Here is a 14,737-nt window from a genome sequence, read left to right as displayed (position 1 = left end):
GCCTCTCGACCCCCTGCGATAAGGGCACCCTTGCTGGCAGCAGGGAAGTAATTACGTCACACTCGTGTTGTGAAAACCATGCGGAACGATGTTGTGCTGCCTTCTGGCAGTGCCGGCGCCGTGCCCTCCGCTGGTACGGGTGCCGGAGTGACCGGCGGTGTCGACGCGCACCATGACGGTCAGACCCGGGAGGCCGTGGTCACCCTGCTCGTCGACGACGGCCCGCTCACCGCCGGCGATATCGGCGAGCGCCTCGGCATCTCGGCGGCCGGCGTGCGTCGCCATCTCGACGCCCTGACCGGCGCCGGGGACATCGAGGTCGCCTCGCCGGGGTTCGGCCAACGCGGCCGGGGCCGACCCGCCAAGTACTTCCAGCTCACCGCTTCCGGACGCGGCAAGATGCGCCACGCGTACGACGACCTGGCCGGTGCGGCGATGCGTAAGCTGCGTGATCTCGGCGGCACCGACGCGGTCGCCGAGTTCGCCCGCGAGCGCGTCGAACGCATCGTGGCCGGCGTCCGTCCCAGCACCGGTCCGGTGACCGTCGCCGACACGGTCGACGAGATCGCCGACGCGCTCACCAGCGCTGGGTACTCGACCAACACGCGTCAGGTCGGGACCGGCGTGCAGATCTGCCAGCACCATTGCCCGGTGGCGCACGTCGCCACCGAGTTCCCGGAGCTGTGTGAGGCGGAGACCGCGGTCTTCACCGAACTCCTCGGCACGCACGTGCAGCGACTGGCGACCATCGCCAACGGTGACTGCGCCTGCACCACCCATGTGCCGATCCACCCACCGCCGGGTGGGACCACCGAAGACCGACCCGGGGCCGTCGCGGACCCCGATACGCAGCCCGTATCGCCCCGCGCCACCCCGAATCAGACACCGACCGCCACGACAACCCGAAAGGCCACGCGATGACTGTCACCGATCCGGCCACCCCGACCCCAGCGGCGCCCCTCACCCAAGAGGAGACGATCGCCGCCCTCGGCAAGTACGGCTACGGCTGGGCCGATTCCGACGTCGCGGGCGCGAGCGCCAAGCGCGGACTGTCCCCGGCGGTCGTCGCCGACATCTCGGCGAAGAAGAGCGAGCCCGAGTGGATGCTCGAGCAGCGTCTCAAGGCCCTCAAGATCTTCGACAAGAAGCCCATGCCCGGCTGGGGTGCGGGGCTCGAGGGAATCGACTTCGACAACATCAAGTACTTCGTGCGCTCCAGCGAGAAGCAGGCCGCCACGTGGGACGACCTGCCCGAGGACATCAAGAACACCTACGACAAGCTCGGCATCCCCGAGGCGGAGAAGCAGCGTCTCGTCTCCGGTGTCGCGGCGCAGTACGAGTCCGAGGTCGTCTACCACTCGATCCGCGAGGACCTCGAGAAGCAGGGCGTGATCTTCCTCGACACCGACACCGCGCTCAAGGAGCACCCGGAGATCTTCCAGCAGTACTTCGGGACCGTCATCCCCGCGGGCGACAACAAGTTCTCCGCGCTCAACACCGCGGTGTGGTCGGGTGGGTCCTTCATCTACGTGCCACCGGGCGTCCACGTCGACATCCCGCTGCAGGCCTACTTCCGGATCAACACCGAGAACATGGGCCAGTTCGAGCGCACGCTGATCATCGTCGACGAGGGTGCCTATGTGCACTACGTCGAGGGCTGTACCGCGCCGATCTACAAGACGGACTCGCTGCATTCAGCGGTCGTCGAGATCATCGTGAAGAAGGGCGGCCGCTGCCGCTACACGACCATCCAGAACTGGTCGAACAACGTCTACAACCTGGTGACCAAGCGCGCGAAGGCCGAGGCCGGCGCGACCATGGAGTGGATCGACGGCAACATCGGTTCCAAGGTCACCATGAAGTACCCGGCGGTCTGGCTGACCGGCGAGCACGCCAAGGGCGAGGTCCTCTCGGTCGCGTTCGCGGGTGAGGGCCAGCACCAGGACACCGGCTCCAAGATGGTCCACCTCGCGCCGAACACCTCGAGCAACATCGTCTCCAAGTCGGTGGCCCGTGGCGGTGGCCGGGCGTCGTACCGCGGTCTGATCAAGATCAACAACGGTGCGCACGGCAGCCGGTCGACGGTGAAATGCGATGCGCTGCTGGTGGACACCATCTCGCGCAGCGACACCTACCCGTACGTCGACATCCGCGAGGACGACGTGACGATGGGCCACGAGGCGACTGTCTCGAAGGTCAGCGACGACCAGCTCTTCTACCTGATGAGCCGCGGTCTGACCGAGGACGAGGCGATGGCCATGGTGGTCCGCGGCTTCGTCGAGCCGATCGCCAAGGAACTCCCGATGGAATACGCGCTCGAGCTCAACCGCCTGATCGAGCTCCAGATGGAAGGAGCTGTCGGCTGATGGCCGATCCCACATTGCCCGTGACCACTCCCGGCTCGGCGGCGCCCGTCGTCAACAAGGGCGAGATGTTCACCTCGTTCGACGTCGACGCCTTCGAGGTGCCGAGTCCCCGCGAGGAGGCGTGGCGGTTCACCCCGTTCCGTCGTCTCCGCGGGTTGCACGACGGATCCGCGCAGCGGTCCGGCGAGGCGACCGTGGAAGTGACCGGAGCGTCCGAGGGCGTCGAGGTCGAGACCGTCGGTCGCGACGACAAGCGGCTCGGCCAGGGCGGCGTGCCGTTCGACCGCGTTGCCGCGCAGGCGTATTCGTCGTTCACGCAGGCGACCGTGGTGACCGTCGGCCGCGAGGTCGAGCTCGCCGAGCCGGTCACCGTCACGGTCACCGGCCCCGGCGAGGGCGAGACCGCCTTCGGCCACACCCAGATCCGGCTCGAGGCGTTCGCGCGCGCCGTCGTCGTCCTCGATCAGAAGGGCAGCGGCACGTTCGCGGAGAACGTCGAATTCGTCGTCGGCGACAGTGCCGCACTGACCGTCGTGAACATCCACGACTGGGAGGACGACGCCGTCCACGTCGCGACGCATCACGTGCGCGCCGGTCGTGACTCCGTGGTCCGCCACTTCGCGATCAGCTTCGGCGGCAACCTGGTTCGGCTGTCGCCGATCGTCCACTACGACGCGCCCGGTGGCGATGTCGAGATGTGGGGTCTGTACTTCGCCGACGCCGGCCAGCATCTCGAGCAGCGACTCCTCGTCGACCACAGCCAGCCGCACTGCCGCTCGAACGTCGTCTACAAGGGCGCGCTGCAGGGCGACGTCTCCGGCGATCGCAGCCGTGAGGCCCACACCGTGTGGGTCGGCGACGTGCTGATCCGCGCCGAGGCCGAGGGCACCGACACCTTCGAGCTCAACCGCAACCTGGTGCTCACCGACAACGCGCGTGCCGACTCGGTGCCGAACCTCGAGATCGAGACCGGCGAGATCGTCGGTGCCGGACACGCCAGCGCCACCGGTCGTTTCGACGACGAGCAACTGTTCTACCTGCAGGCCCGCGGCATCCCCGAGGACCAGGCCCGACGCCTCGTCATCCGCGGCTTCTTCGGCGAGGTGATCGCCAAGATCGGTGTGCCCGAGCTGCGCGAGCGTCTCTCGGCGGCGGTCGAGCAGGAACTCGAACTCGCCGGCGCCTGACCGCCGATCACCCTCGCCATCCGAACTTCCCAGCCCGGAGAAAGAAATCCTGAGACTATGACCACACTGGAAATCCGTGACCTGCACGTCGATGTCGCGCAGACCGACGCCGACGCCGAGCCCATCCACATCCTCAAGGGTGTCGACCTGACCGTGAAGTCGGGGGAGACGCACGCGATCATGGGCCCCAACGGTTCCGGCAAGTCGACGCTGTCCTACGCCATCGCCGGTCACCCCAAGTACGAGGTGACCTCGGGGTCGATCACCCTCGACGGTGAGGACGTCCTGGAGATGAGCGTCGACGAGCGGGCCCGCGCCGGACTGTTCCTCGCCATGCAGTACCCCGTCGAGGTGCCCGGCGTCTCGATGTCGAACTTCCTGCGGACCGCCGCCACCGCCGTGCGTGGTGAGGCGCCGAAGCTGCGCCACTGGGTCAAGGAGACCAAGGAGGCGATGACCTCGCTCGACATCGATCCGTCGTTCTCCGAGCGCAGTGTCAACGAGGGTTTCTCCGGCGGTGAGAAGAAGCGTCACGAGATCCTTCAGCTCGACCTGCTCAAGCCGCGGATCGCGATCCTCGACGAGACCGACTCGGGACTCGACGTCGACGCCTTGCGGGTGGTCAGCGAGGGCGTGAATCGCTACAAGGAGCGCGACAACGGCGGGATCCTGCTGATCACGCACTACACGCGCATCCTTCGCTACATCAAGCCGGAGTTCGTGCACGTCTTCGTCAACGGCCGCGTCGTCGAATCGGCCGGTCCCGAACTCGCCGATGAGCTCGAGGAGAAGGGTTACGAGCGTTTCACCTCGGCTGCCAAGGCCGGCTGAGACCGCCCGACCGATCCGAGCCCACCAGCACAGGAGGTGTACCAGGTGACACTCTCGACAGAGGTTTCCACCGCCCTGGACGTCGATTCGCTGCGCGCCGACTTCCCGATCCTCTCGCGCACCGTGCGCGACGGAAAGCCGCTGGTGTACCTGGATTCCGGGGCGACCTCGCAGCGTCCGGTCCAGGTGCTCGACGCCGAACGGTACTTCCTCACGCACCACAACGCGGCGGTGCATCGCGGCGCGCATCAGCTCGCCGAGGAGGCGACCGATGCGTATGAGGACGCCCGGGAGGTCATCGCGTCGTTCGTGGGGGCGTCCGCCGACGAGCTCGTGTTCACCAAGAACGCGACCGAGGCACTCAACCTCGTGACCTACACCCTCGGCGACCCGCGGTCCGCGGATGTACTCGGGGGCTCGGCGCTCGGGCCCGGCGACACCGTCGTCATCACCGAGCTGGAGCATCACGCCAATCTCGTTCCGTGGCAAGAGCTCTGCGGCCGCACGGGCGCGACGCTCCGCTGGTTCGGGGTGACCGACCAGGGCCGGATCGACCTCGATTCGCTGACCCTCGACGAGTCGGTGAAGGTCGTCTCGTTCACGCACCAGTCGAATGTGACCGGGGCGGTCGCCGATGTGGCCGAGCTGGTCTCGCGCGCACGCGCGGTCGGCGCACTCGTCGTGCTCGACGCCTGCCAGTCGGTGCCGCACATGCCGGTCGACTTCCGTGCTCTCGACGTCGACTTCGCCGCCTTCTCCGGGCACAAGATGTTCGGGCCCAGTGGCGTCGGAGCGCTGTACGGCAAGTCCGATCTGCTGAATGCGTTGCCGCCGTTCATCACCGGCGGCTCGATGATCGAGACCGTGACCATGGAGGGGTCGACGTACGCTCCGTCGCCGCAACGGTTCGAGGCGGGCGTGCCGATGACCTCGCAGGTCGTCGGACTCGGTGCCGCGGTGCGTTACCTGACCGTTCTCGGCATGGACGCCGTCGCCGCGCATGAGCATGCGCTGACCGCGCGGGCGCTGGAACAGCTCAGCGACATCGAGGGTGTGCGGATCATCGGGCCGTCGACCCCGGAGAACCGCGGCGGCGCCGTGGCCTTCCTCGTCGACGGCATCCACGCCCACGATCTCGGGCAGATCCTCGACGACGAGGGCGTGGCCATCCGGGTGGGTCACCACTGCACGTGGCCGCTGCACCGGCGCTTCGGCGTCGCCGCCACCGCACGTGCGTCGTTCGCCGCGTACAACACGTTCGCCGAGGTCGATGCGCTCGCCGCCGCGATCGTCACGGCGCAGAAGTTCTTCGGGACGGTCTGAGCCATGCGGATGGAACAGATGTACCAGGAAGTGATCCTGGACCACTACAAACACCCACACGGGCGCGGACTCCGTGAACCGTTCGGTGCCGAGGTCCACCACGTCAACCCGACCTGTGGTGACGAGGTCACCCTGCGCGTGGCGGTCTCCGACGACGGTTCGAGCATCGACGACGTGTCCTACGACGGGCAGGGATGCTCGATCTCGCAGGCGTCGACGTCGGTGTTGCACGACCTCATAGTCGGGCGGCCGGTCGGGGAAGCACTGGCCACCGTCGAGTCGTTCAACGCGATGATGACCTCCCGCGGCAAGGACGCCGGCGACGAGGACGTCATCGGCGACGGGATCGCCTTCGCCGGGGTGAGCAAATACCCGGCACGCGTCAAATGCGCGCTCCTGGGCTGGATGGCCTTCAAGGACGCACTCGCGCAGACGATGGACAGCCACGAGACACGAGCGGAGACAGCATGAGTGACGACACAGCCACCACGGACACACCGACGACCGCGGCCACCGACACCGGCGTGACGGGGACACCCCCCGCGCCCGCGACGTCGCTGCCGGCCATCGAGGACGTCGAGGAGGCGATGCGCGACGTGGTCGACCCCGAACTGGGGATCAACGTCGTCGACCTCGGTCTGGTCTACGGCATCGAGGTGACCGACGACGCGGTCGCGAAGATCGACATGACCCTCACCTCGGCGGCCTGTCCGCTGACCGACGTGATCGAGGATCAGTCGCGCGGTGCGCTGGTCTCCAGCGGTCTGTGCACCGACATGGAGATCAACTGGGTCTGGCTGCCGCCGTGGGGTCCGGACAAGATCACCGACGACGGTCGCGAGCAGCTCCGCGCCCTCGGCTTCACCGTCTGACCGACGATCGGACACACCACTGCGCCGGCCCCGGTCATGATCGACGACCGGGTCCGGCGCTTGTTCGTCGGTAGGGCACTTCCGTGCGGGGAGTTGATCGCATGAGGCGTTTCGAGTCGCGGGTCGAGCGGATGATCCGCGAGGCCACCGAACGCGGCGAGTTCGACAACCTGCCGGGCGCGGGGAAGCCGTTGGATCTGACCGACAGCGACGATCCCGACTGGTGGGTCAAACGCAAGATCCGCGAGGAGAACCTCGACTCGTCGGCGTTGCTCCCCGCGCCGCTGCTGTTGCGCCGGGAGGCACAGGATTTCCCGGAGTCGCTGCGCCACATCGCCGACGTGGACGCGGTCCGCGACATCCTCGTCGAGTTCAATCGCCGTGTGCGAGAGGCACATCTCGCCTCCCGTCAGATGGCGTTGCCGCACAGCGTCGTGGCGCACACCGTCGATGTCGACGACATGATCCGACGCTGGCGGGCCCTGCGAAGCCGGAACTGAGCTCGCCCCACCATGATTTGAGGTTAGCGCTAACCTGCGTGTTAGCTTTCCGGCTGGGAGAGAGCTGCACAGGCAGCTCGCAGGGGAGCGAAAGCAGGGGCCGGTGGCAGTTGCAGTCGGTGCCGCGCGCGATGAACAACCCGCTGCCTCTCGGCGACCCCGGAGCACGGTCGTGCAGGGCCTGCGGGCGGTCGCGGTTCTGGTGGTCATTCTCGACCATGTCGGAATGCCAGGTTTCCCAGGCGGTTTCTTCGGGGTCGATGTCTTCTTCGTGATCTCGGGGTACGTCATCACCGAAATGCTCCTGCGGCGTCCCGCCGCGTCGCGGGGCGTCTGGTTCCTCGGCTTCTACGCCGCGCGCGCCCGGCGCATCGTGCCGCCGCGACCCTGGTGATCGTCCTGACCGTCATCGCGACCTTCGAGTTCACCAACTTCGTCCGGGGCGCCCGGGTGCTGCCGGATGCCACGGCTGCGTCGCTCTTCCTCGCGAACTTCCACTTCATCGAGACCGGGTCCGACTACGCCCGGCTCGGCGGTGATCCGTCGCCGCTACAACACTATTGGTCGCTGGCCGTCGAGGAACAGTTCTACCTGGTCTGGCCGCTGCTGGTGGTCTTGGCGATCGGCGTCGCGGAGCCCGCACGAGACGGGTCCCCCTGCGACCGCTGCTGTTGGGTCTCCTGGTCGTCCTGGCCACGGCCAGTTACCTGTACTCCATGCTGCTGACCCCGCTCGACGGAGTCGAGGCCTTCTACTCGCCCTTCACCCGCGCCTGGGAACTCGCAGTCGGCTGTCTGCTCGCCGTCGCGCGGCCATGGTTGGCCACCGCGGTGTCGGCGCGGAAGGTCGTGACCGCCGGGCTCGCCTGGGCGGGGTTCGCCGCCATCGCGTGGTCGGTGGTCGCACTCGACGACACGAGCGGATTCCCGGGTTCGGTGGCCGCCGTTCCGGTGCTCGGCACGGCGGCCGTTCTGATCGCCGGAATGCGCACGCAGCCAACCGTTCCGATGTCGATACTGGGCACTCGCGTGCTCGTCTACCTCGGCGACATCTCCTACTCGCTCTACCTCGTGCACTGGCCGCTGTTCACCATCACCGCCGCCCGCATCGGTGCCGACTTCTCGCTGCCGACGCAGCTGCTCCTCATCGGCGTGACCGTGGTGTGCGCGGCGATCATGTACCACGCATTCGAGAATCCGATCCGTCGGTCACGCACCCTCGCCGCCCGGCCGTGGTGGAGCCTGGCGATCGTTCCGGTCGGCGTCGCCCTGGTGTTCGCGGTCGCGGCCTTCGAGCGCTATCGATGGGCTCTCCCTGTTCCCCTTGTCCAGCAGTTGTTCTGAGAGTTTCGCGAAAGGATCGTCGGATGACGAGGAAAGTCACCGGTAGGGTCGTTGCGGCCGTGTCGTTGTGTGCTGCCGTGTTGGTGGCCGGATGCCAGGCGGTGCCCGACGGGTCGGGTACCGCGACGAGTTCGGCTTCGGAGCCCGTCCCGGCGGCGGTGTCCACCACCGACGTCCTCGCCGCCGTCCAGGCGGCCACCGCCCTGCAGGACCTGCCACCGGCCATCACCAACGACGAGTTGCTCGCCGCCGGGGGCGACTACTCCGACCAGTGGTCGGTCGAGGGATGCGAGCCGCCGCTGGAGGTCAGCCGGCTCGACGACCTCGGACCGTGCACCCTCGGTGACACGACGAGCGACCGGACCATGGCACTGATCGGCGACTCCGCGGCATCGATGTGGCACTCGGCGTTCGACCTCATCGGCAAACGCAACGGGTGGCGGGTACTCGCCTTGACCAAGAGCAACTGCGGTCCCGCGGCTTTGACGTACTACCAGTGGCAGCTCAACCGGTCCTACACCGAGTGCGATGACTGGCAGGACTGGCGGATGGCGACCATCGCCCGGGAGAACGCGGAGATCGTCGTGCTGGCCGGCCACCACGACGGCGGCAATCAGGGACCCGGACGGGATACCACGGCGGAGGTGTGGCGGGACGGTCTGGTGACGACGATCGATCAACTGCCCGCGGGCACCAGAACCTTTCTGCTCGGCGGGATTCCGCGACCGGCGGAGAGCCCGTCGGAGTGCATGGCAGCCGATCCCACCGAACTCACCCGGTGCGCGGAGCCGGCGGCCGCGGCGCTCCCGGACCAGTCGGGCTGGTCGGGCGCCGCGGAGCTCACCGGTCAGACCTTCGTCGATGTCGACCCGTGGTTCTGTGCGGGGACCTGCCCGGCGGTGATCGCCGAGCAACTGGTGTACTCGGGCAAGTTCCACCTCACCGGCCAGTACGCGCGGTATCTGTCCGGGCGGATCGAGGAGGTCATGGCGCCGGCGCTGAGTGCGCAGCCCTGACGGAACGCAGGCCGGATCGAACGGCGGGTGCCGATCAGCCGGCGTCGCCGGCCCACGCCGGGGTGGACATCGCACCGCGCGCCACCACGACGCGAGTACGCATGTCGACTGCGGCGATGACCCTGGTCATCGCGCTCATCGTGCCGGTGAGATCGTCCCGCTTGCTCAGGTAACTGCGTTGTGCGGCAAGGGGCATCGTGAAGAACGCCTCGAAGAACGCGACCGTCTGCGACGGACTGAGCCCCAGTAGGGCGCTGAGCCCACGGAGACGCAGGTTGTGTACCGCACGGGTGGACGGCGGCCACAGATCCGCGGCGGGGTCTCGACCCGCGGCGAGAGCGGCCACCACGGCGTCGGTGCACATCAACGATGTCGCGACGCTGTAGCCGGTCGTCGGGTTCTTGAAACCGCCCGCGGCGCCGAACCGGAAAACGGGATCGCGCCAGGGGTGTGGTGACGAGCCGGTCAGCGGGAAGTCGACGTGCTCGACCCGCCGGATCCCCGACGGCATCCCGCCGAGCCGCGCGGCCAGGCGGCGTTCGAGTTCGTCGAGACCGAGGGCGGGATGCCCGGCGAGACAGGTCTCCTCGAGGAGGTACTCGCCCCCGCCGAGCGGCACGACATACAGAAAGGACGGCAGCGCCCGGCGGTCTGTCGCGCCACCCCGCCAGTCCATGAGCAGTGCCTCGTGCCCGTCCAGCACGGGTGCGGCAACCTCAGCGTCGACGACGATCCCGTACGCGGTCTGTCGAGGTGCGTCGTGGGGGAGCGCACCGCGACAGTCGACCACGGCATCGCCGGTCAGGACCGAACCGTCATCGAGATGCACACGCGCGCCGTCGATCTCGACCACCCGGGCGGAACGGGTCGGAACCCCGTCGAGGGTCAGTGACCGTTGCAGGCCGGGGGTGTCGAAGACGGTGTACCCGCGGGCCACCTCCTCGAGTTCGCGGCCCGCGATCCCGATGCGCTCGGTCCGGGCGGCGACGGCGGACTGCTCGACCCACTCGGGCAACTCGTCGGACCAGCAGGCGAACGTGGACCGCCAGACCCGGTCGGGCGACGGATCGACCAGGGTGACCGGTACGCCGGCACGGGTTAGGCGGTGGACGAGGGCGCGGCCGGCCGGGCCGGCCCCCGCGACGATGACTCCGGAACTCACAACCCGTCCTTCGTCGCGGTCGGCGATCCGGACGGGGGCGCGTCGTCGGGCAGGCGGATCACGAACCGCCCGTGGCCAGCATGCCACCGTCGACGGCGAGGGTCTCGCCGGTGATCCACGCCGACTCGTCGCTCGCCAGGAACGCGACCGCCCGCGCCACGTCTTCGGGTTCCCCGATCCGCTTGAGCGGGTAAGAGTTCGCCGCGCGGGCCTCGTTCTCGCCCTCGATCAGCCCGGAGGCGAACTTCGTGCGCACGATGGACGGGGCGATCGCGTTGACCCGGATGGCCGGACCGAGTTCCCAGGCGAGCTCGGCGGTCAGGCGGATCAGCGCCGCCTTCGACGTGCCGTACGCCGCGATCACGCCCGTCGACCGCAGGCCCGCGACCGACGAGATGTTGACGACCGACCCGCCGGTGTCCTTCATGCCCGCCCGGTAGGCCTCCTGGACGAACCCGAGCGCGGCGACGACGTTGGTGTCGAACGTCTTGCGGTAGGCGGCGAGGTCGGCCCCCATCAGTGGGCCGGCCAGCGGCGCGATCCCGGTGTTGTTGACCAGGATGTGGATTCCGCCGCCCTGAGCGACGGCCGCGGCCACGGCGGCCGCCCGGTCGTCGGCGTCGCCGGTGTTGCCCGCACACGCCGAGACCGTTGCTCCGGGCACCGCGTCCCGGATTCGGCCGGCGGCCTCCTCGAGTGGCTCGGCCTTCCGGCTCGTGATGACGACCGAGGCACCGCGTCGGGCCAGTTCCGTCGCGATCGCCTCACCGATGCCGCGACTGGCACCGGTGACGAGCGCGGACCGGCCGGTCAGGTCGGAGGACTGCGGGAAGTTCTGCGGAATCGTTGTGGAGTGCGTCACGTCCCACACCGTATCGGTCCACCATGACAGGGGTGGTCGACTCGGCCGCACGGCGCCGGGGTCCGCACGTGGAAAAAGCAGTGGCGCGGCACCGGTAGAATCGACCGTCGTGATCACCGCGACCGACCTGGAGGTACGAGCGGGCGCTCGGACCCTGTTGGCGGCGCCCGGCGACGCCTTACGCATCCAGCCCGGCGACCGGATCGGCCTCGTGGGCCGCAACGGCGCCGGCAAGACGACGACGCTGCGCATCCTGGCCGGCGAGACCGAACCCTACGCGGGATCGATCCGCCGGTCCGGTGAACTCGGTTACCTCCCGCAGGACCCCAAAGAGGGGGACCTCGACGTCCTGGCCAAGGACCGGGTGCTCTCCGCGCGCGGTCTCGACGAGATCTTGCGCGACATGGAGAAGCAGCAGGCGCAGATGGCCGAGGCCGCCGACGACAAGCTGCGGGACAAGGCCGTGGCGCGGTACGGACGCCTCGAAGAGCGCTTCGCCGCCCTCGGCGGGTACGTCGCCGAATCCGAGGCCGCGCGGATCTGCAACAGCCTGGGTCTGCCCGATCGGGTTCTCGAGCAGCCGCTGCGGACACTCTCCGGCGGTCAACGCCGACGGATCGAGCTCGCACGCATCCTGTTCGCGGCCTCCGACGGCTCGGGGAAATCCGACACCACCCTCCTGCTCGACGAACCGACCAACCACCTCGACGCCGACTCGATCGCCTGGCTCCGTAGCTTCCTGCAGAACCACGAGGGGGGTCTCGTCGTGATCAGTCACGACGTCGACCTGCTGGCCGACGTGGTGAACCGGGTGTGGTTCCTCGACGCGGTGCGCGGTGAGGCCGACATCTACAACATGAGCTGGAAGCGGTACCTCGATGCCCGGGCGACCGACGAGCAGCGCCGTCGTCGCGAACGGGCCAATGCCGAGAAGAAGGCGTCCGCCCTGCGCGCGCAGGCCGCGAAGCTCGGTGCCAAGGCCACCAAGGCGACCGCCGCGCAGACCATGCTCAAGCGCGCGGAGCGGATGATCGACGCCCTCGACGAGGAACGGGTGGCCGACCGCACCGCGCGGATCCGGTTCCCCGAACCGGCCGCATGCGGCAAGACACCGTTGATGACGTCCGGACTCTCGAAGAGCTACGGCTCGCTGGAGATCTTCACCGGGGTGGACCTCGCGATCGACAAGGGCAGTCGCGTAGTCGTCCTCGGCCTCAACGGCGCGGGCAAGACGACGCTGCTGAGAATGCTTGCCGGAGTGGAGAAGCCGGACACAGGGTCGATCGAGCCGGGATTCGGTCTGAAGATCGGCTACTTCGCGCAGGAACACGACACCCTCGACGACCGGGCGTCGGTGTGGGAGAACATCCGGCACGCTGCACCCGACGCGGGCGAGCAGGACCTCCGAGGCCTGTTGGGCGCGTTCATGTTCAGCGGCGCCCAGCTCGATCAGCCGGCCGGCACGCTGTCCGGCGGTGAGAAGACCCGGCTCACGCTGGCCGGGCTGGTGTCCTCGGCGGCGAACGTCTTGCTCCTCGACGAGCCGACCAACAACCTCGACCCGATCTCGCGCGAACAGGTCCTCGACGCCCTGCGCAGCTACACCGGGGCCGTCGTCCTGGTGACGCACGATCCGGGCGCCGCCGCCGCGCTCGATCCGCAGCGTGTGATCCTGTTGCCCGACGGCACCGAGGACCACTGGAGCGAGGAGTATCAGGAGCTCATCGAGCTCGCCTGATCGCCTCGATGAGCCGATCGGTCCCGGCGCGGTCGGGCACCGTCAGCCGGTGACCGTGTCCGGCGAACTCCCGGCCGACGACCCCCGCGTCCCGCAGTCGCCGCCCGAACTCGATGCCGTCGGGGCCCGGCACGAACACGAAATTCGCCTCGCTCGGCAGCGCCGGGTGGCCCGAGTCGCGCAGCGCGTCGGCGATTCGATCGCGTTCGCGGCGCATCGCCGTGACCCGTCCGGCCAGCTCGTCGGACGCGGCAAGTGCCACTGGCGCAGCGTGTTCGGCGCCCGCGGTGATCGAGAAGGGGACCTCGTGACGGCGGGCACCGCCGACGGACGTCGCCGACCCGATCGCATATCCGACCCGCAGTCCCGCGAGACCGTGGGCCTTGGAGAGGCTTCGCACCGCGATCAGGTTGGGGTACTCGTCGACCAGCGTCCGGACATCGGGTGCGTTCCGGCAGTACTCGACGTACGCCTGGTCGAGGATCACCGGGATCGCCGGGTCGACAGCCGTGAGCAGTTCACGAATCTCCGCGTCGGAGAGGACCGATCCGGTCGGGTTGTGCGGGCTGCAGACGATGACGGCCGCGGTGTCCGGACCCGCGGCCGCGGCGAGCGCACCGACATCGGGACGCCCGTCGTCGAACAGCGGGGTCGTGTCGATCCCGAGCCCGATCATCTCGGCGAGCAGCGCGAAACCCTCGAATGTCGGTGCAGGGGTGACAATCCGAGGTCCGGTACGACCCCTGGCCCGGGCCCGTGCAGCCGAGTCCTGCAGGATCGCGGAGAGTACGGCCGTCGCCCCGGCGCCGACGCTGATGTGCGCCGCCTCGACACCGGTGTGCTCGGCGATCGTCGCGCGCAGACCGTCGGGACGAAACGACGGGTAGCGGTGGGCCGATGCCGCCGTGTCGCGCAGCGCGGACACGACCGCGGGCAACGGGGGATAGGCGGACTCGTTCCGGTCGCATCGCACGACGACGTCGGTGCGCACGCCGGCGAGGTCCGTGGCGCGCTCGGTTGTCGGAGCCGGCAGCAGAACCGTCACGAACGCCCACTCCACCGGATCGCTCCGGCAGCGGCGAAGTCGCCGGCATGGGCGAACGCCGACATCATCACGATGTCACCGGGACGCACGCGCCCGTCGTCGATCGCCGCGTCCAGAGTCATCGGAATCCCAACCGCGAACAGGTTCCCACATTCGTCGAACGTGTCCGGGTGTCGCGATTCGGGCAGTTCGAGGGCCTCGCGCCAGTTGCGCAGGAATATCCGGTTGGGCTGGTTGGTGACGAGCAGGTCCAGATCGGACGGGCGAACCCCGATTCGGTGCGCAAGCGCCGCAGCCACTTCCGGGACCATCCGGTTCCCGCGGGCGAGTACTTTCGCGATCTTGGCCTCGGTGAAGCCGACATGGATCTGACCCGGGCCCGCCTCCCAGTACTTGCGTTGAACCGCCCCGGGTCTGTCGGAGGCTCTCGAACCTGTGAAGGATGGAGAGCATGGCAGCACCACGCAAGTACAGTGAGGAACTCAAGGACCG

16 protein-coding genes and 1 pseudogene are annotated in these 14,737 nt (G+C 68.6%); 13 read left to right on the top strand and 4 right to left on the bottom strand.

Features of this window, described 5'->3' with window-relative positions:
- Window positions 1–78 precede the first annotated feature (78 nt).
- From ACFUEJ_RS16460 to ACFUEJ_RS16405, 12 genes are all read left to right on the top strand, one after another.
- Window positions 79–921 (top strand): helix-turn-helix transcriptional regulator, encoded by an 843-nt coding sequence (locus ACFUEJ_RS16460; RefSeq protein ID WP_388030682.1) that lies wholly within the window; start codon window positions 79–81, stop codon window positions 919–921.
- Complete coding sequence (gene sufB / locus ACFUEJ_RS16455) at window positions 918–2,366, top strand: Fe-S cluster assembly protein SufB (protein ID WP_058250379.1); 1,449 nt, start codon at window positions 918–920, stop codon at window positions 2,364–2,366. Before ACFUEJ_RS16460 ends, sufB begins: the two co-directional genes overlap by 4 nt.
- A complete protein-coding gene (gene sufD / locus ACFUEJ_RS16450; protein ID WP_388030632.1) occupies window positions 2,366–3,553 on the top strand; it encodes a Fe-S cluster assembly protein SufD in 1,188 nt (395 codons plus the stop codon). Before sufB ends, sufD begins: the two co-directional genes overlap by 1 nt.
- Before the next feature lie 57 nt (window positions 3,554–3,610).
- Window positions 3,611–4,384 (top strand): Fe-S cluster assembly ATPase SufC, encoded by a 774-nt coding sequence (gene sufC, locus ACFUEJ_RS16445; protein ID WP_058250381.1) that lies wholly within the window; start codon window positions 3,611–3,613, stop codon window positions 4,382–4,384.
- A gap of 45 nt (window positions 4,385–4,429) precedes the next feature.
- Window positions 4,430–5,707, top strand: a complete 1,278-nt coding sequence (locus ACFUEJ_RS16440) for a cysteine desulfurase (RefSeq protein WP_388030629.1) — start codon at window positions 4,430–4,432, stop codon at window positions 5,705–5,707.
- 3 nt (window positions 5,708–5,710) lie between these two features.
- Window positions 5,711–6,178 carry a Fe-S cluster assembly sulfur transfer protein SufU gene (sufU, locus tag ACFUEJ_RS16435; RefSeq protein ID WP_058250382.1) on the top strand — a complete coding sequence of 156 codons (468 nt, stop codon included), beginning with the start codon at window positions 5,711–5,713 and terminating at the stop codon, window positions 6,176–6,178.
- Complete coding sequence (locus ACFUEJ_RS16430) at window positions 6,175–6,579, top strand: metal-sulfur cluster assembly factor (protein ID WP_388030626.1); 405 nt, start codon at window positions 6,175–6,177, stop codon at window positions 6,577–6,579. The genes sufU and ACFUEJ_RS16430 overlap by 4 nt, the downstream gene beginning before the upstream one ends.
- Before the next feature lie 101 nt (window positions 6,580–6,680).
- Window positions 6,681–7,079: a DUF1992 domain-containing protein gene (locus ACFUEJ_RS16425; protein WP_388030624.1), complete on the top strand. Its 399-nt coding sequence runs from the start codon at window positions 6,681–6,683 to the stop codon at window positions 7,077–7,079.
- A 226-nt stretch (window positions 7,080–7,305) separates the two neighbouring features.
- On the top strand, window positions 7,306–7,473 hold the full coding sequence (locus tag ACFUEJ_RS16420) for a hypothetical protein (RefSeq protein ID WP_388030621.1): 168 nt from the start codon (window positions 7,306–7,308) through the stop codon (window positions 7,471–7,473).
- Window positions 7,470–7,805, top strand: a complete 336-nt coding sequence (locus ACFUEJ_RS16415; RefSeq protein WP_388030619.1) for a hypothetical protein — start codon at window positions 7,470–7,472, stop codon at window positions 7,803–7,805. The genes ACFUEJ_RS16420 and ACFUEJ_RS16415 overlap by 4 nt, the downstream gene beginning before the upstream one ends.
- The gene (locus ACFUEJ_RS16410; protein ID WP_388030616.1) at window positions 7,796–8,422 is read left to right on the top strand and encodes an acyltransferase family protein; all 627 of its coding nucleotides are present in this window, start codon (window positions 7,796–7,798) and stop codon (window positions 8,420–8,422) included. Before ACFUEJ_RS16415 ends, ACFUEJ_RS16410 begins: the two co-directional genes overlap by 10 nt.
- 23 nt (window positions 8,423–8,445) lie before the next feature.
- A complete protein-coding gene (locus ACFUEJ_RS16405; protein WP_388030613.1) occupies window positions 8,446–9,438 on the top strand; it encodes an SGNH hydrolase domain-containing protein in 993 nt (330 codons plus the stop codon).
- Window positions 9,439–9,472: 34 nt separating this feature from the next.
- Here the strand turns inward: ACFUEJ_RS16405 and ACFUEJ_RS16400 are convergent, their stop codons facing one another.
- Both ACFUEJ_RS16400 and ACFUEJ_RS16395 read right to left on the bottom strand, forming a co-directional pair.
- Window positions 9,473–10,600, bottom strand: coding sequence for a lycopene cyclase family protein (locus ACFUEJ_RS16400; protein ID WP_388030610.1), 1,128 nt, complete (start codon window positions 10,598–10,600; stop codon window positions 9,473–9,475).
- Window positions 10,601–10,658: 58 nt separating this feature from the next.
- Window positions 10,659–11,471, bottom strand: a complete 813-nt coding sequence (locus ACFUEJ_RS16395) for an SDR family oxidoreductase (RefSeq protein ID WP_388030607.1) — start codon at window positions 11,469–11,471, stop codon at window positions 10,659–10,661.
- Between the two features lie 100 nt (window positions 11,472–11,571).
- On the opposite strand from ACFUEJ_RS16395, the gene ACFUEJ_RS16390 reads away from it, so the two are divergent.
- Window positions 11,572–13,200 (top strand): ABC-F family ATP-binding cassette domain-containing protein, encoded by a 1,629-nt coding sequence (locus tag ACFUEJ_RS16390; protein WP_388030605.1) that lies wholly within the window; start codon window positions 11,572–11,574, stop codon window positions 13,198–13,200.
- Here the strand turns inward: ACFUEJ_RS16390 and ACFUEJ_RS16385 are convergent.
- Window positions 13,184–14,245 carry a pyridoxal phosphate-dependent aminotransferase gene (locus tag ACFUEJ_RS16385; RefSeq protein WP_388030602.1) on the bottom strand — a complete coding sequence of 354 codons (1,062 nt, stop codon included), beginning with the start codon at window positions 14,243–14,245 and terminating at the stop codon, window positions 13,184–13,186. The two genes, ACFUEJ_RS16390 and ACFUEJ_RS16385, sit on opposite strands and share 17 nt — an antisense overlap.
- A pseudogene (locus ACFUEJ_RS16380) lies at window positions 14,242–14,643 on the bottom strand (3-oxoacyl-[acyl-carrier-protein] synthase III C-terminal domain-containing protein); the annotation flags it as partial. The gene ACFUEJ_RS16385 and the pseudogene ACFUEJ_RS16380, both read right to left, overlap by 4 nt.
- Window positions 14,644–14,737: the final 94 nt, after the last annotated feature.

Origin of the sequence: Gordonia sp. NPDC057258 (assembly GCF_042668985.1) — a bacterium.
Lineage (GTDB): Bacteria > Actinomycetota > Actinomycetes > Mycobacteriales > Mycobacteriaceae > Gordonia > Gordonia hongkongensis.
This window is presented reverse-complemented; position numbering and strand designations above follow the sequence as displayed.